Below are 16,642 nucleotides of genomic sequence, written 5' to 3' on the forward strand. Positions count from 1 at the left end.
GGATGCCTACACCGTAATGGTTTCTCAAGCAAATGACGACCTGACATATATTAATCGAGACATTGCCCCCACAACTCCCGCGCAACGACAATGGTCACTGTATAACTATCTCAGCTTATGGATCGGCATGGCGCATAATATTCCTACGTATCTTATGGCTGGTGGATTTATCGTTCTGGGTCTTAGTTGGTGGCAAGCGATTTTAACCGTTCTTATTGGAAACTTAATTGTTTTAATCCCCATTCTATTAAATGCTCACCCTGGGACCAAATATGGTATTCCTTTTCCTGTTTTGGCGCGAGCGTCTTTTGGCGTTATCGGTGCAGGTATTCCAGCTGTTTTGAGAGCTTTGGTTGGGGCCGGATGGTTCGGAATAGAAACTGCTATTGGAGGACAGGCCATCCAAACTTTTCTCTTACTCATCGTTCCTGATTGGAATCACTTTTCTAACACAGGAACATTTCTGGGAATGAATTTGGGTGGATGGATTAGCTTTTTATTATTTTGGTTTCTTAACGTATGGATTATTTATCACGGTATTCAAGCGGTTAAACGGTTTGAAGCATGGGCTGGTCCTCTCGTCTTATTATTGGGTGTTGGTCTGTTAATTTGGGCTGTATCAGCTGCTCATGGCTTTGGACCGTTGCTGCAAGCACCAGCAAAAGTGCATGGTGCGGCATTTTGGGCCGTGGAAATTCCCGCGTTAACCAGTGTCGTCGGATTTTGGGCCACTTTATCTCTCAATATTCCGGATTTTACCCGCTTTGCTAAGAGTCAAAAAGCTCAAGAATGGGGTCAGGCACTAGGACTCCCGTTAACCATGACCATATTTTCGGGGATTGGTGTTCTCGTCACATCGGCGACGATTGTGGTGTTTCATCATGCCATTTCCGATCCCATTACACTCTTAGGTCATTTTCATAATGTATGGATTTTGGTCATTTCGTTAGGAGCTGTGGTCGTGGCCACGTTATCGGTCAATGTCGCGGCGAACATTGTGTCACCTGCTTATGATTTAATTCAATTATTTCCGCGGCATTTGACATTTGCACGAGGTGGCCTTATCACTGGTATTTTGGGAATACTCATGGCTCCATGGTTACTCATCTCGAATCCACATATTTATATTTTTACGTGGTTAAATGTGTATTCGGGATTTCTTGGTCCGATCGCCGCTATCCTGATTGCAGATTATTGGGTGTTCCGTCATAGACAACTTAATGTGAAGGAACTTTATGAGCATCACGGTCAATATTTTTATCTAAAAGGCTACAATCCTCGAGCTATTTGGGCTTTAGTTGCAGGAATTATCGTTTCTCTGATTGGTAAGGTGGTACCGTCATTGAGTTGGCTCTTTAATTATTCATGGTTTGTCGGATTTATTGTGGCTTTTATTGTTTACTTAATATTGATGTATAGCCATTATGGTTCGTCTATGGCATCGAATTGACCCGTGTGGCATGTGTGAGAAATCTCGCGACCGATGGTTGCGGGATTTTTTTTGAATTTGTTAGTCATGGGTATGAAGACAAGCGAAGTTGGATATGTTGAAAGCGAGAATCAGTAATCAATTTTGAGCAATTTGGCGCATATGACTAACATTTGCTTGTAAATAGCTTTATTCGGGAGAATCACTTTGTTTTGGTGAATTTTTAGATATAGACAGCATGGTTGAGGCGGTGTTATTATATCAAAGCTGTCCGACAGGGCAGCACGGCCACGAGGTGAAGGCCTCGGGTAGTCGGTCCTTGAAAACTATATCGTCATGGTGAAGATGAGATTAGACAGCATCAATGATGTCAGCAGATAAACGAGTCATGGAGAGTTTGATCCTGGCTCAGGACGAACGCTGGCGGCGTGCGTAATACATGCAAGTCGAGCGGACCTTCGGGTCAGCGGCGGACGGGTGAGGAACACGTGAGTCATCGGGCTGTGAGTGGGGGATATCGGGCCGAAAGGCGCGGCAATCCCGCATACGTTCCGGGGAACCGGAAGAAAGCTTGGCAACAGGCGCTCACAGGGGAGCTCGCGGCCCATTAGCTAGTTGGGGGGGTAACGGCCTCCCAAGGCGACGATGGGTAGCCGGCCTGAGAGGGTGAACGGCCACACTGGGACTGAGACACGGCCCAGACTCCTACGGGAGGCAGCAGTAGGGAATCTTCCACAATGGGCGCAAGCCTGATGGAGCAACGCCGCGTGAGTGAAGACGGCCTTCGGGTTGTAAAGCTCTGTCTGTCGGGACGAAGACCGGCCCGCGAGGGCCGGGGAGCCGGTACCGACGGAGGAAGCCCCTGCAAACTACGTGCCAGCAGCCGCGGTAAGACGTAGGGGGCAAGCGTTGTCCGGAATTACTGGGCGTAAAGGGCGTGTAGGCGGTGCGATACGTAGCGGTTTTAAGCCTCCGGCTCACCCGGAGGAGGGCGGCTAAACGGTCGCGCTGGAGGGCAGGAGAGGTGCGTGGAATTCCTGGTGGAGCGGTGAAATGCGTAGAGATCAGGAAGAACACCCGTGGCGAAGGCGGCGCACTGGCCTGGCCCTGACGCTGAGGCGCGACAGCGTGGGGAGCGAACGGGATTAGATACCCCGGTAGTCCACGCCGTAAACGATGGGTACTAGGTGTCGCCCGGGTCCACCGGGCGGTGCCGGAGCTAACGCACTAAGTACCCCGCCTGGGGAGTACGGCCGCAAGGTTGAAACTCAAAGGAATTGACGGGGGCCCGCACAAGCAGTGGAGCATGTGGTTTAATTCGACGCAACGCGCAGAACCTTACCAGGACTGGACACGCGCGTGAGCGCCGCGAAAGCGGCGGGCCCTTCGGGGAGCGCGCGCAGGTGCTGCATGGTTGTCGTCAGCTCGTGTCGTGAGATGTTGGGTTAAGTCCCGCAACGAGCGCAACCCTTGTCGTGTGTTGCCAGCGGTGCGGCCGGGCACTCACACGAGACTGCCGGTGACAAACCGGAGGAAGGTGGGGATGACGTCAAATCCGCATGGCCTTGATGTTCTGGGCTACACACGTGCTACAATGGTCCCGACAACGGGATGCGACGGCGCGAGCCGGAGCCAATCCTTCAAACGGGATCTCAGTTCGGATTGCAGGCTGCAACTCGCCTGCATGAAGCCGGAATTGCTAGTAATCGCCCATCAGCATGGGGCGGTGAATTCGTTCCCGGGCCTTGTACACACCGCCCGTCACACCACGAGAGTCGGCCACACCCGAAGCCGGGCGATCCAACCGCAACCGCGGAGGGTCCCGTCGACGGTGGGGTCGGTGATTGGGGTGAAGTCGTAACAAGGTAGCCGTATCGGAAGGTGCGGCTGGATCACCTCCTTTCTAGGGAGCTTCCCATGACGATATGGTTTCCGAGGACCGACGGCGGCGTTCGCGCCGCGGCCGGCGGACCTTGACAACTTTACAGGAGAAAGAGACAACCAGCACACGGGGGATGCCTCGGGTGCGGATGGGGCGAAGAAGGTCGTGGCACGCCACGAAAGGCCTCGGGGAGCGGCGTCGCACGCAACGATCCGAGGGTTACCGAATGGGGAAACCCCCAGACCGGCAGGTCTGGACGGTTCGCCACAGGGCGAAACCGAGTCCAAAGCGGGGAACTGAAACATCTCAGTACCTGCGTCGAGAAAGCGTCAGCGAATCCCGTAGTAGCGGCGAGCGAACCGGGACGAGTCCAAACGTGCACCGCGTGACCGGACATACCGGCGCGGCGCACGGGTTGCGGGCCTGTCTTGTCGGCGTATGTCGACCGACACCGGCCCTCCGGCCTTGATCCGAAGCTGTTGGAATGCAGCGCCCGAGCGGGTGAGAGCCCCGTCGGAGCAGAGGTCCGGAGGCCGGGACAGGTTCCAGAGTACCACGGTCCTCGTGGAAGACCGTGGGAAGCCGGGCGGCCCACCGCCCAAGACTCCCGACCATCCGTCACCGATAGTGGAAAGTACCGTGAGGGAACGGTGAAAAGCCCCCCGGGAGGGGAGTGAAAGAGATCCTGAAACCGTGTGCTGTCAAGCCGTCAGAGTGGGGTTCGCCTCATGATGGCGTGCCTATTGAAGAATGAACCGGCGAGTGACCGGCAGGCCGCGAGGTTAACGACCGGGAGGTCGGGAGCCGGAGCGCAAGCGAGTCTGAAGAGGGCGGCCAGTGGCCGCCGGTCGACCCGAAACCGTGTGATCTAGCCGGCGCCAGGCTGCAATCCCCTTAAGCCGGGATGAAGGGCCGCACCCGTGTCCGTTGAAAAGGGCTGGGAGGAGCGGCGGCTAGGGGTGAAATGCCAATCGAACACGGAGATAGCTGGTTCTCCCCGAAATCGCTTGAGGGCGAGCCTCCCCGACCAATACCGACGGGGTAGCGCTCTGTGAATGGAAGGGGTCCGTGAAGGATTACTGCCTGTTCGCAAACGACAAAGTCGTCGGTAGGCGGGAGAGAGTCAGACGTTGGGGGATAAGCTCCAAGGTCAAAAGGGTAAGAGCCCAGATCGTCCGCTAAGGTCCCCAAATGACCACTGAGTGGCAAAGGTCGTCGCGTGATCGAGACAGCCAGGAGGTTGGCTTAGAAGCAGCCATCCTTGAAAGAGTGCGTAATAGCTCACTGGTCGCAGTCGCGCGGCGCCGAGAATGTGCGGGGCTAAGTGGTCTACCGAAGCGGCGAATCGGCCTCCCACGGGAGGCCGGTGGTAGGGGAGCGTCCGCCGGGGGGCGAAGCGTGCGGGGAACCGTGCGTGGACCGCGGCGGAGTGCGAATGCCGGTATGAGTAGCGAAAAGGCCCGTGAGAATCGGGCCCGCCGAAAGCCGCAGGGTTCCGGAGGCAGGATCGTCCGCTCCGGGTTAGTCGGGCCTAAGGCGAGGCCGTTCAGGCGTAGTCGATGGAGACACGGTGGAGATTCCGTGACCAGCCGATCACGGCGAAGGAAGCAGGACGTGGTCCGCGGGGGTCTGCGCCCCGTTGGTGGTGGGCGTCCCGCAAGGGGGACGGAACAGACAGTACGGAAGAGAGCTCGGCGGACCACCGAGAAAAGTGCGACTGGAGTGATCGGGTGTCCGTACCCGAAACCGACACAGGTAGGCGAGGCGAGGAGCCTCAGGCGCGCGAGTGACCTCTCGTTAAGGAACTCGGCAAATTCCCCCCGTAACTTCGGGAGAAGGGGGCCCGGCCGCGCCCGCGGCCGGGGGCACTACAGCGGCCCAAGCGACTGTTTACCAAAAACACAGGTCCCTGCGAAGTCGTAAGACGCCGTATAGGGGCTGACGCCTGCCCGGTGCTGGAAGGTTAAGGTGAGGGGTGCAAGCTCCGACCCGAAGCCCCAGTCAACGGCGGCCGTAACTATAACGGTCCTAAGGTAGCGAAATTCCTTGTCGGGTAAGTTCCGACCCGCACGAAAGGCGTAACGACTTGGGCACTGTCTCAACGAGAGACTCGGTGAAATTGCAAGTCCTGTGAAGATGCAGGATACTTACGACTGGACAGAAAGACCCCGTGGAGCTTTACTGTAGCCTGCCATGGAACGCGCGCGACGTGTGTACAGGATAGGTGGGAGGCGGAGAAGCCGCCGCGTCAGCGGCGGGGGAGCCATCCTTGGGATACCACCCTCACGGCGTGCACGATCTAACCGCCGCCGTCACCCGGCGCGGGACAGTGGCAGGGGGGCAGTTTGACTGGGGCGGTCGCCTCCTAAAGGGTAACGGAGGCGCCCCATGGTTCCCTCAGCACGGTTGGACAGCGTGCAGGGCGTGCAAAGGCACAAGGGAGCTTGACTGCGAGCGTGACAACGCGAGCAGAGCCGAAAGGCGGGCTTAGTGATCCGGTGGCACCGCGTGGCAGGGCCATCGCGCAACGGATAAAAGCTACCCCGGGGATAACAGGCTGATCTTCCCCAAGAGTCCATATCGACGGGAAGGTTTGGCACCTCGATGTCGGCTCATCGCATCCTGGGGCTGAAGTCGGTCCCAAGGGTTTGGCTGTTCGCCAATTAAAGCGGTACGTGAGCTGGGTTCAGAACGTCGTGAGACAGTTCGGTCCCTCTCCGTCGTAAGCGCAGGATACTTGAGGGGCGCGACTCCTAGTACGAGAGGACCGGAGTGGACGAACCGCTGGTGTGCCCAGTTGTGTTGCCCAATGCAGCGCTGGGAAGCTAGGTTCGGAGCGGAGAAGCGCTGACCGCATCTAAGCGCGAAACCGACCCCAAGATGAGGTATCCGAGGCGGACCTGTGGGTCCGCCACGAGACCCCCACACGACCAGTGGGTAGATAGGTGGTCCGTGGACACCCGGTAACGGGCGGAGCGAGACCATACTAATCGGTCGAGATCTTTCTCCTGTGAAGTTGTGAGGGTCCGAGACCCTCCACGTATTGTCGGTGCCTCAGGTGGCGTGTGTTGACCCGTTCCCATCTCGCACACGGTCGTCCCCCACGCCGCCGCTGGTGGTACTGGATCCGTCGGGATCTGGGAGGCCCAGTCGTGCCGACTGCTTATTTAAACCCGCTGAATATCCATCAGCGGGTTGTTTTTTTATAAAGTTTAGATATTAGGAACAGCCTCAGCTAATAACATACTGGCGAGAATAAGAGCGGCACCCAAAAGTGCCGAAAGACTCATCGTCTCGTGATAAGCAATAAAAGCAATTCCAGCGGCAAAAACTGGTTCCATGGTAAAAATCACGGCCACATAGGAAGCCGAGGTTAAACGTTGAAAACGTAATTGTGCCCAATAAGCAAACGCAGTACCCAAAAGTCCATTGACGATAACTGCGACGAGCACTACCCCCGATGTGCCGTAACCAAAGCCATAAAGACCAGCATGAAGGGACATGACGAAGCTTAATAAGGCCACAGTCAAGAGTTCAATGGTGGTAAGACTTATCGAATCATAGTCAATAGCCCATTTATCCACTGCGACAATCTGCATGGCTAAGAAGATAGCGCAGGCTAAAGTTTCGACGGTGCCTATAGAAAAGTGGCCTAGTTGGTGAATCCCATTTAAAAAGCCTAAACCGACGGTCGCGATCATAGCAGCAATCCATGTTCGCCATTGTGAGTGTTGGCGTAAAAAGAAAATGGCCATAATAGGAACCAAAATAACACTTAATCCCGTCAAAAAGGCCGAAACTGCCGGGTCAATTGTTTGTAATCCCAAGGTCTGTAATGCATATCCCAAAAACAGCAAAACCCCCAATGACGTTCCAGTCATCCACAATTTAAGATTATGCAAACTTTTTATACGGTCTCGATCCAAAAAAACAAACACACCCATGACCAAAGTCGCTAACAAGAAACGCATCGTCAGATAAGGGAAGACAGGGATTTTAGTTAAAGCCGCTTTCGTTAAGGTAAATGTGGCACCCCAAATTAACGTCACCAATAGCAAGATACTATTAGCCCAAATTCTCGATGAAATCAAAAGTCAAGCGCTCCTTATATGACCCGCAGATAATGACTTCAATGTGAGGTATAACGCCGCTTATAATGCCGCAAACTTTTTTGCCGATTTCCGCATGTCTCCATCGAACACCATTTGCGTTTGCCACTTCGGTTGACAAAGTACGCTATACATCGCGAACTTTCACATTGTTTTGTACGAGAAAGCATATCACTCGTTATCAATCCCATAAAGTCATACGATAACAGCGATAACAAACCAGCGGTGCCACCGCGATTAGGAACAGCAATGCGTTCAACATGGGTACCATGATCTACAAGAGAAAAGGTTAACGGACATTGTTGCGATACACCGCTTAGATAGTTAAAAAACAATACTCTCGATGCACTTCCGCCAAGAAATGCTCGCCCATACTGCCGAAACTGCTGCACTTGGGTCAAATCCCAGGTGCCTTGAGTTATCAGCCGCTCGCGCTGACTAGCCGATAACCATTGGTGCTGTTCCATATAGAGAATCCATTGCACAAGGTGGGACGGTGAGTCAATCAGATCTATTTCCTGTCCCCGGTAATGTTGCAGCGTGTTAAGAAAATTTAGAACCAAATGATCTCCTAGATTGGTAAAGTCTGGTTGTTTCATGAGACGCCCTTATTTTCGTCATAGTCTGTCAATCACTTTCGCTCTTTCATTATAAGGCCAAAAATATCCAGATTGACAAATTAAATTCTAACTGGACAACATAAATTAAAAGGTTATATTGATATCATGATGATTATGAGAAACCTCAATGTTATCAAAAGGGGCCCGAACTCCATGGAAACGTTTCTTGCTCTGCTTTATACTTTTTTATGGTCCTCGGCTTCTGTTGCTACTAAATTTGGTCTCAAATCCGGACCGCCGCTGATGTTGGCCGCGATACGTTTTAGCCTAGCAGGACTTATACTACTAGCCGTCAATGGGCTATTGCACCGAGGTGTTTGGCCAAAGCGCGAACAAATGGGCGCGTTGGCTATGATTGGGTTTCTTAATACAACGCTTTATTTAGGCGCATCATTCATGGCTCTTCAGGTCGTACCTGCAGGACTTTTTAATTTATTTGTCGCGGTTAATCCATTTTTTGTTTTAATTCTGGAATTCACATGGCTTAAAAAAACAATTCGACGGACACAATGGTGGGGATTCATAGTCGCTGTCCTAGGGCTTGGCATAGGATCATGGCAAGCCCTAACTCATGTTCACACGCCATTATGGGGTCTAATTTTAGTCATTGGGGGGCAAATGGCAATGGCGTTAGGAAGTATTTATTTTCATCATGTTGGAATTCCTGGCTCTACTATCATCATCAATATCTGGCAATTAATTTGGGGAGCTATATTTCTTTGGCCGATTGCGCTTCTTGTGAGTTTTTCTAAGCCCATCAAATGGAATGGGGACTGGTGGGGCTCGCTGTTGTGGTTAGTAGGAGCTGTGTCCATTGGTGCGATGTTGTTGTGGTTCCGCCTTTTACGGCAAGGTGCGGCTAAAGCGAGTATGTGGCTTCTTCTCACACCCATTATTGGCTATGTTCTGGGTTTTCTCATTCTCCACGAAGCTCTCACTTTCTACGACATGATTGCCAGTATATTGGTTATGTTTGGGCTCTTTTTAGCCAACCGGAGGGTCCTTAGTCAGCATGGAGGGCTAAATACCTCATCACGAACTAGCTCTGATACCTAAGTGTCTACATAACATAGAAAAGATTATCCATATCTCAGGTGAATCTAAATTGCCAGCGTGTTCGTATTAGGTGCCTTTGCTCTCTTTTTGGATGCCGTTTTGTCCGGCCAATAGACCATATCACGTGAGTTCTTCTACCGCTCAAATGTTATATGTCTAAGGAATTTGTCTTGACTGTGATGCAAGGTCAATGGTCGCGCGGAACATTGCAGATGGGTCCAGGGTCAAGCAAACCTTTTGCTATTAAATTTATTACTGTGTCGCGCTTATCTTATTAAGTTCCGCGTTTCTTGATACTTTCGGAATACTCAGTTATTGTTGAAAGCAATTTAAAATATATTAAAGATAAAACCAACCTTTGCAACCATCCATGCGGTATTGCTGACAAGAAAGAAAACTTTGAGATAAGATGGAATTGATAATTTCTTTCAATTCCTTTCAATGAAAACATCAAGTTCTCACCAACAGCATCTGTGAGAATGAGACCAAAGATCGTGTTTGAGGTATACAAAGGATCAAACAGCAAACGATTTTCAATAAATCATATAAACGAGACAGGGAGTGAAATCAATGACTCTTATCGGATCTCGGTTCTTTAGTCCTTTTTCTATCGGTATTGTCGGTTTAGTTATCCTTTTTGTTTTAACATTTGGTATTCCCGCTTTGCTAATGTGGGTATGGAATGCTACTATGCCTGAACTATTTGGGTGGACCCGCTTACGTTATTGGCAAGCTTTCCGCTTAGAACTAATTTCGGGCCTTCTTTTCGGAATATTTCGTCTATGATAGTCTTTTAAAGTCCACGGCGGCAATGTGATCGTCCTCTTCAAAATTCAAAAGCTGAATCATACACAGCCCCGCTCGACAACAAACAACTGTGGTATCTCCATCTTTATCAAAGAGGAACCCGTGTCTTGGCACGATTATGAGCGAGATGTACTCAAGAAACAGGGAGAATCCACTGTAGTGTTAGATTCGGGCGAATTTACTCAAGGATTACTTAAGTACCAAAACTCATTTTTATGTGCATACACGCCATGCCCAATGCCTCGAAGCTTGTTGACGAGTGGAACTGGCTCGGTTTCCCTGATTTGAGCAGAACCACTCCAACTCCATTATGTTCCTGTCGCTGAGCCACATTGAGATGGTACAATTGTGGTAGGTTAATTGTTGTTATTTCTTTGCTCCTCTATGGCATAGGGCTTTTTCAACTAAGACGGTTACCGATCTGCTTGCCTCACAAATCCAATAAGCCTGTGAAGAACCCAGCGAATTATTTGATATCATTTTATTAATTACAGTAAAGAAGGGAAATTCTTCCAATGATTTATTTAGATTACAATGCAACAACTCCGGTTGCCTCTGAAGTACTTACAGCCATGCTCCCTTATTTTACTGACAAATTTTATAATCCGTCTTCTTCCTATTCGGAGGCCCGAGAAATTAGCGTAGCCTTGTCTAAAGCACGGTCCAATCTGGCGACACTGCTCGGAACAGTCAGTGAGTCAATTATTTGGACAAGTGGTGGAACAGAAAGTAATAACTGGGCCCTTACGCGTAGCTTGTGGTATTGGAGGGGAAAGCGCCGTCGCATAGTGATTTCAGCCATCGAGCATCCATCGGTAATGGAAACGGCATTAGCCCTTCAAACACAAGGTGCAGAAATACGCGTCATTCCTGTTAATGAGGATGGCATGATTCGCATAGAAGATTTAGATACCCTATTGGATGAACGAACAGCCCTAGTGAGTGTGATGTTGGCTAATAATGAAATTGGTACTATTCAACCTATCGCAGAAGTGGCCCAACGCGCACACAGGGTAGGAGCTCTTGTACATACCGATGCTTCTCAAGCTATTGGCAAAATTCCAGTGAACGTACCGTCTCTGGATGTCGATTTGCTCACTGTTGCTGGCCATAAAGTCTATGCGCCTAAGGGGATAGGGGCTTTATTTATACGGCCCGGATTAGATTTTTCTCCATGGGTATGGGGAGGTGGCCAAGAGCAAGGTAAACGAAGTGGAACCGAGAACGTTCCTGGAATCATTGGTCTAGGAGTCGCTGCACAATTAGCTAGCGATTGGCTTAATCATGACGGCCCGTCACAACAGACTATTCTCCGTGATCAACTTCAAAATGACTTAATGTCATCCATATCACAATGCCATGTATTTGGACATCCGACGATGCGGTTGCCTAATACTCTGGGATTTGCCATAGAAGGATGGACTGGAGCAGAGATATTAGCGGCATGTCCCGAATTGCGAGCTGGCACAGGGTCAGCTTGTCATTCGTTAACAGATGAAGGCGCACCAACTTTACGGGCAATGGGATTTCCACCCGAGTTGGCCCGCGGTTTGGTGCGTATTAGTTTGGGAAGGCAAACAACTGCCAGAGAAATTTCTCGCGCTGCATATCTTCTCCTTCAAGCAATCAGATCACGGAATTGATGGATAGATTCCCATAAAACCTGTTTGGCGTTGAGGTGACAATATTTATGAGTCTCTTTGATGATGTTGTGCCGCGTTACGAAGCCTTTTGCAATACACCATTAGGCCAATTTATCAACAAAGTGGAACGGGAGATTATTCTTACCCTGAGCTCACCTCAGCCTGATGAATTGTGGATTGATCTAGGCTGCGGTACGGGAGAATACAGTATAGCCTTGGCATCATTTGGTTGTCATGTCATCGGGCTCGATGAGTCAGAATCCATGCTCGAACGGGCTCGAATGAAATCTGTCATTTCAGGAACTGTTAAATATGATTCCGGAGATATCAGTTGCATTCCTTATTCAGATGGACTTTTTGATGGCGCGTTGATTCAAGTGACTTTGGAGTTCGTAAAGGATGCACCTCAGGTCCTAAAAGAAACACTGCGTGTGTTAAGGCCGTCAGGCCGATTGGTCATAGGCCTTATTCAGCGATTAGGGTCTTGGGCACAATATTATCAAATACGAGCTAAGACGGATCCATCAACCGTTTATCGTCATGCTCATTTTTGGACCGTAAGAGAACTTTATGAATTGTTACATTGCTTTCCAGTCCGCATTGAAGGTGGGCTTTATGTCAGTCCCAACGAATTTACTAATTTAGATACTGCTTGGGAAATAGAATCTCAACGGCGAAAAACATGGCCGTTAGACAAAGCAGGTTTCATTGGATTACGATTTGATCGAAAAGATTGTGGCAGCCTGTGAAAAGATCCAAAAGACGTACTGTACAAAGTAGGCGAGACCTAAAGCGTGATAATGATTCCAAGTCGCTATAGGCCATCAAGGTAAAACATCCCAGTTTCATTTTAATTATTTATTGATATTAATTCGTTGATAAAATCAATAATGTTATTGTGTAAAATAGGACCATGCCCTGTTGCCAAAAATATGGCTTCTTTGAAAGAAGATATCACCTTAAGGCCGCAAGCAAAACTCTCATAATGATACTTGTTGCGGTTTTCTGGAGATTGTGACCAGGCCATTACAAAAGCATGGTATTTCTTTCGGAGATCATTACCAAATGTCACTAGGCTATTGTCGACAAGCTTAGCGCCAAAAAAGCAAATATAATCCCCACAGAACAGGCAACGCGTATTGACGTCGTAGATGGCTATTGATCCGTTCGTGTGATGTCCCACTCGGAGAAAGGAGAGTCCATACATTACGCCTATGTCAGAATCAAGCTTATTGAATTCGCTTGTTTGTTCCTCTGACAAGCGATCCCAATCATCAGCGTGAATCCATTTTGCTGCCCTCCTAAAAGTAGCGGTTGCACCGATATGATCAATGTGTCCATGAGTCGCAATGAAGACATCGACATCATCGGGATGCACATTGATTTCTCTCAAAGCCTCAACCAACTGATTGCTTTGCTCTCGCTTGCCACAATCGAGCAAAAGCGTCTTTCCTTCTCGATTGATGACATAGCAGTTATTGTATGAATTCCATGACGAGTCCCACAGCGCGATACCAAAGACTGAATCAGCGACTTTTGAGATTACGAATGGCATATTGTTCATCTCGGACACTCCTTTTACCTGATAATACGACCTGGCTGTCTAAAACTCATGATTATCAATGTTACAAAAATATTTTCAGGACACCGGATTGCGGTCATTACTCTTTTTTCGACTACAGGTTAATCAGGCCAGTTATTGCGTTAACAGGTCGTTGGAACAGGTCTTTGGTGAACGCTTTTTTGAGTCATGAAAAGCCCCTTTAGCGTGAGTGAAGATATAGGGGGATCTTTATACATATTAACATCTACATTTTGGATGTGTTTGTAAAGGAACACTCAGAGTGGATCTCGTTGTGTCCCCAAGCCGTCAGAAGCCATTCGTTCGACAATGAGCAGGAGCCCTACATGAAACGCATTGGAATTTGGGGGCTATTTAAGCACCGCGAGTCTACGACTGACTTTTGCTACGTCGTAACGCGGTCCTTTATCCGACGTTTTGGTAGCCCCAATTTTGCCAAAGTCATGATTTTTCTAGCCCAAACAATTTTCTTTAACGATATGATATTAACTTGCATCATTGAAGGAAAACGGTGGGGTGACAGTCATTTTATGTGGACAGAAATTCGGTGGCTAATAGATGAATACTCCATTACAGCTAATCTTTACCTTCTATCACAAACGTTCTGAGAATGCATACCAAAATACTAGAGAAAAATCTATGTCAACTCTTCCTTTCGAAGCGCAATAGGTAAATGGACGATGGCTCCAATTTGTATAACTATAATGACGACACACTTCGTCGCATTCCCATGATTGCACAACATGACCCGTCATCAATACGACCAACTTCGGTCATTTTAGCAAAGCCGATTTCGATGGCCTTAATCATCGCAGCCATGGCAAATAATGTAGGGAATCCCAGCCGGATACCCCAGAACGCGACGATTCCTCCTCCTATAGGGATGAACATATTCGACAAAAGTCGGGATGCGGTTAAGACACTATTGCGTTGTTCCGGTTTTAGAAGTTCTAATCGCACCCCAACACTAAGTACCACCCACGCCGTATCGCATAATCCGACGAGGGCTTCACCAATGGCAGCAGCCCAAGCAGTATTCCATTGTAAAATAAGCAGACCCAGCAAACCTCCACTTAAAAACAATGGATAGAGTTGGCCACGTCTAAATCGCGAAAGTAATGGGATAACCACGACAGTTCCAGCGATGCTTCCAATGCCTATACACAAATAAACCATAGCAACAGCTTGTGAAGCGAGATGCAAGCGGTTCAATAGATAGTACAGAAAACCGCTCATCACAAGCGTCCATCCCAAATTTCCAATCATCGCTTGAATTGCTAACGAGCGCAACACCGGCATGCGCCATAGTTGGGTTAGTCCATTGTGTGCATAAGTCATTTTCCGACCGACAATCAAACTGGTATTTGATTGGGGAATCCATAAGGGTCCCAAAAATCCGGAAATGGCTGACAGTCCAGCAAGAATCATTAGAGTTACGACAGAGCCAACTAATCCCATCAGAAGTCCCCCAGTCGGGGCACCGACAACCCGAACGATCATTATGACACGTTGTAGACGGTTTGCCTGCTCTGTAAGATGGGGACCTTGTCCTGGCAGCGCAGTCTGCATCGCAGCCTCGGCCATCACACTCCCGAATCCGTTAAGGCCAGCCGATATAGTTAGTCCCACCTCTACAATCCATGAATTCTGATCAAGCGGTATGCTCAGTAATACCAGGAAAATAATCGCACGAATTCCTTGGCCAAAACGAAACAAGTCTCCCGCCTGCGTATGGCTAATGTAAGAGGACAATAGCCATCCTACAATTAATGGCACTAGAGCCTCGGCTACAAACATCATCGCCATGATTGATAAAGAATGACTCAAATCATATCCGTACCAGGGAAGAATGAGCGGAGTTGTAACGTCCGCGAATGTACTTACAGCAGCTAACCATCCTATTCGCTGCATGATTTTTACTTCTATCACGGCTTTATGCCATCTCCTGATTGTAAAATAAGATATTCCATCAGTTCTGTATTGCGCCATCGTCCCTCTAGTTGGGCTTGTTCATGGAGGATACCTACCGTACGGAAACCTGCTTGAAGATATAAGTGCCGTGCTGCCTCATTTTCCGGAAAGAGTGTTAATACCAATTTATGGAATTCATGTTCACGTGCCCATTCGATTCCGGTGCGTAATAGCCGTTTGCCAATGCCTTGTCCCCGCAGATTACGTTCCACATAAATCGAAATATCAGCCACTGCATGATATGCCTGACGGGTACTGAAAGGATTGAGAGATAACCACCCTACGACGTGATTATCCATCGTTTCGCCTACCAGAACGGCATACCGATTTGAACGCGCTTGGAGCCATTGGCGCCGTTCTTCGCTTGTTCTCATAGCTGTCTCAAATGTCGCAACGCGATCAGCGATTCCTTGATTATAAATACGTGCGATGGCCGGTGAGTCACTAAGATGGGCGCGCCTTATTCGAACCAGAGGATGTAATAATGACAGTTGCATAATTGTCGCGGTGTGCGGACACGCGCCCGAAAATTCATCGGCAGTCCGCATCGGTGCCGGGACCTTTTCTCGGCCAACGACAGCAAAGTTCCATTCACGAAAAAATTTTTCAGCGGTGTCCGTCACAAGAAACACCGTTTGAACATTGGTTGCCTGCAACTGACCGAGAGCATACCATACGAGTTTACTTCCTAATCCCTTACCTCGATATTCCGGCGACACTACTAAAGATCTAAGAAGCGCAGCAGATCCATACGGTTCCACCCCAATAACGCCCACGTGACGATTGTCAGTCGTTGTCAAGATGAACCACTGACGCTTGCAAGGTCCAGAAGGAAAGGGGAGACCAGCTGAACTCCATAACTCTCGAATTTCGGTATCTTCAACCGTAAATCCTTGTTGTTCTTCAATCGCTATGCCATCCATCAATGGGGTTCCTCCTCTTGTTCCAAACGATGGGCTAGCCATTCTAATGTTTCTAATAACTGGTTATGCTCTTGAGGAGATAAACCTCCTAGAAGACTTTCAGCTTGAGCATTGAGCACCTCTTGCAAGCGCTGGGCCTCGACACGACCTTCCGGGGTAAGTTGAATCTTCACAAATCGGCGGTCCCGCAAATCCTGTGTGCGATTAACCCATCCACGCTGCCGTAATTCTTCAACAACTCGGCTAATCCATGGAGGATCACTTCCTAGTCGTTCAGCCAAATCTCGAATAGATAAGCCGTCTTCCATATCAAGTTCTGTAAGAATTAAACATTGTGTCTCCGAAGCTGGGGTACAACAAGCCCATGTTTTACGTTGAATTAGGGAAAAACGTCGCGCAATACGACGTAAGATATGCATGGACTTCTGCGACATATTTTTGTCTCCCGTTTGTGAATATAGTGGAACAAACTCCATATAAGTAAGATTTACAATAACTGTATAATACAATTATATAATATTTTCCTGATGATGAAGATCACTATTGTGTTGGTAGTTGTGACGAATTTCAAGCAAAAAACCCATAGGAAGTTTACATAATCTCTCTTATCGGACTCATAG

At 49.0% G+C, this 16,642-nt stretch carries 12 protein-coding genes and 3 rRNA genes; 9 read left to right on the forward strand and 6 right to left on the reverse strand.

The window, feature by feature from the left end; translation table 11 throughout:
• Positions 1-16 precede the first annotated feature (16 nt).
• From AOA63_RS06215 to rrf, 4 genes are all read left to right on the forward strand, one after another.
• Entirely contained in the window at positions 17-1,450 is a 1,434-nt protein-coding gene (locus tag AOA63_RS06215) for an NCS1 family nucleobase:cation symporter-1 (RefSeq protein WP_053958887.1), read from the forward strand.
• A 364-nt stretch (positions 1,451-1,814) separates the two neighbouring features.
• Positions 1,815-3,332 (forward strand): 16S ribosomal RNA (locus tag AOA63_RS06220).
• A gap of 85 nt (positions 3,333-3,417) precedes the next feature.
• A 23S ribosomal RNA gene (locus AOA63_RS06225) occupies positions 3,418-6,321 on the forward strand.
• Between the two features lie 35 nt (positions 6,322-6,356).
• Positions 6,357-6,472 (forward strand): 5S ribosomal RNA (gene rrf / locus AOA63_RS20545).
• The 16S, 23S and 5S rRNA genes sit together here, the layout of an rRNA operon.
• Positions 6,473-6,523: 51 nt before the next feature.
• Here the strand turns inward: rrf and AOA63_RS06230 are convergent.
• Positions 6,524-7,402 carry a DMT family transporter gene (locus AOA63_RS06230; RefSeq protein ID WP_053958888.1) on the reverse strand — a complete coding sequence of 293 codons (879 nt, stop codon included), beginning with the start codon at positions 7,400-7,402 and terminating at the stop codon, positions 6,524-6,526.
• A gap of 38 nt (positions 7,403-7,440) precedes the next feature.
• Positions 7,441-8,019 (reverse strand): CGNR zinc finger domain-containing protein, encoded by a 579-nt coding sequence (locus AOA63_RS06235; RefSeq protein ID WP_053958889.1) that lies wholly within the window; start codon positions 8,017-8,019, stop codon positions 7,441-7,443.
• Positions 8,020-8,193: 174 nt separating this feature from the next.
• On the opposite strand from AOA63_RS06235, the gene AOA63_RS06240 reads away from it, so the two are divergent.
• The 4 genes from AOA63_RS06240 to AOA63_RS06255 all read left to right on the forward strand — a co-directional run bounded on the left by AOA63_RS06240 (position 8,194) and on the right by AOA63_RS06255 (position 12,295).
• A complete protein-coding gene (locus AOA63_RS06240; protein ID WP_053958890.1) occupies positions 8,194-9,096 on the forward strand; it encodes a DMT family transporter in 903 nt (300 codons plus the stop codon).
• Between the two features lie 570 nt (positions 9,097-9,666).
• The gene (locus AOA63_RS06245) at positions 9,667-9,882 is read left to right on the forward strand and encodes a hypothetical protein (protein ID WP_053958891.1); all 216 of its coding nucleotides are present in this window, start codon (positions 9,667-9,669) and stop codon (positions 9,880-9,882) included.
• A 536-nt stretch (positions 9,883-10,418) separates the two neighbouring features.
• A complete protein-coding gene (locus tag AOA63_RS06250) occupies positions 10,419-11,546 on the forward strand; it encodes a cysteine desulfurase family protein (protein ID WP_053958892.1) in 1,128 nt (375 codons plus the stop codon).
• A gap of 47 nt (positions 11,547-11,593) precedes the next feature.
• Complete coding sequence (locus tag AOA63_RS06255; protein ID WP_053958893.1) at positions 11,594-12,295, forward strand: class I SAM-dependent methyltransferase; 702 nt, start codon at positions 11,594-11,596, stop codon at positions 12,293-12,295.
• A gap of 101 nt (positions 12,296-12,396) precedes the next feature.
• Here AOA63_RS06255 and AOA63_RS06260 read toward each other — a convergent pair whose 3' ends face one another.
• Complete coding sequence (locus AOA63_RS06260) at positions 12,397-13,110, reverse strand: MBL fold metallo-hydrolase (protein ID WP_053958894.1); 714 nt, start codon at positions 13,108-13,110, stop codon at positions 12,397-12,399.
• A 344-nt stretch (positions 13,111-13,454) separates the two neighbouring features.
• Between AOA63_RS06260 and AOA63_RS06265 the strand changes: the two genes are divergently transcribed.
• Entirely contained in the window at positions 13,455-13,736 is a 282-nt protein-coding gene (locus AOA63_RS06265) for a hypothetical protein (protein ID WP_053958895.1), read from the forward strand.
• Between the two features lie 91 nt (positions 13,737-13,827).
• On the opposite strand, the gene AOA63_RS06270 is transcribed toward AOA63_RS06265, so the two are convergent.
• Genes AOA63_RS06270 through AOA63_RS06280 form a run of 3 tightly spaced genes read right to left on the reverse strand, consistent with a single transcriptional unit; the run spans position 13,828 to position 16,456 of the window.
• Entirely contained in the window at positions 13,828-15,057 is a 1,230-nt protein-coding gene (locus AOA63_RS06270; RefSeq protein ID WP_053958896.1) for a hypothetical protein, read from the reverse strand.
• Positions 15,054-16,022, reverse strand: coding sequence for an arsinothricin resistance N-acetyltransferase ArsN1 family A (locus tag AOA63_RS18860; RefSeq protein WP_242848368.1), 969 nt, complete (start codon positions 16,020-16,022; stop codon positions 15,054-15,056). Before AOA63_RS18860 ends, AOA63_RS06270 begins: the two co-directional genes overlap by 4 nt.
• Positions 16,022-16,456 carry a MarR family winged helix-turn-helix transcriptional regulator gene (locus AOA63_RS06280; RefSeq protein ID WP_053958897.1) on the reverse strand — a complete coding sequence of 145 codons (435 nt, stop codon included), beginning with the start codon at positions 16,454-16,456 and terminating at the stop codon, positions 16,022-16,024. The genes AOA63_RS18860 and AOA63_RS06280 overlap by 1 nt, the downstream gene beginning before the upstream one ends.
• Between the last annotated feature and the right edge of the window lie 186 nt (positions 16,457-16,642).

Source organism: Sulfobacillus thermosulfidooxidans, from assembly GCF_001280565.1.
GTDB lineage: Bacteria > Bacillota > Sulfobacillia > Sulfobacillales > Sulfobacillaceae > Sulfobacillus > Sulfobacillus thermosulfidooxidans_A.

Coding starts and splice junctions, on each gene's coding strand:
- AOA63_RS06260 (WP_053958894.1), bottom strand. CDS start 13,110: ATGAACAATATGCCATTCGTAATCTCAAAAGTCGCTGATTCAGTCTTT.
- AOA63_RS18860 (WP_242848368.1), bottom strand. CDS start 16,022: ATGGATGGCATAGCGATTGAAGAACAACAAGGATTTACGGTTGAAGAT.
- AOA63_RS06235 (WP_053958889.1), bottom strand. CDS start 8,019: ATGAAACAACCAGACTTTACCAATCTAGGAGATCATTTGGTTCTAAAT.
- AOA63_RS06245 (WP_053958891.1), top strand. CDS start 9,667: ATGACTCTTATCGGATCTCGGTTCTTTAGTCCTTTTTCTATCGGTATT.
- AOA63_RS06280 (WP_053958897.1), bottom strand. CDS start 16,456: ATGTCGCAGAAGTCCATGCATATCTTACGTCGTATTGCGCGACGTTTT.
- AOA63_RS06265 (WP_053958895.1), top strand. CDS start 13,455: ATGAAACGCATTGGAATTTGGGGGCTATTTAAGCACCGCGAGTCTACG.
- AOA63_RS06240 (WP_053958890.1), top strand. CDS start 8,194: ATGGAAACGTTTCTTGCTCTGCTTTATACTTTTTTATGGTCCTCGGCT.
- AOA63_RS06250 (WP_053958892.1), top strand. CDS start 10,419: ATGATTTATTTAGATTACAATGCAACAACTCCGGTTGCCTCTGAAGTA.
- AOA63_RS06255 (WP_053958893.1), top strand. CDS start 11,594: ATGAGTCTCTTTGATGATGTTGTGCCGCGTTACGAAGCCTTTTGCAAT.
- AOA63_RS06215 (WP_053958887.1), top strand. CDS start 17: ATGGTTTCTCAAGCAAATGACGACCTGACATATATTAATCGAGACATT.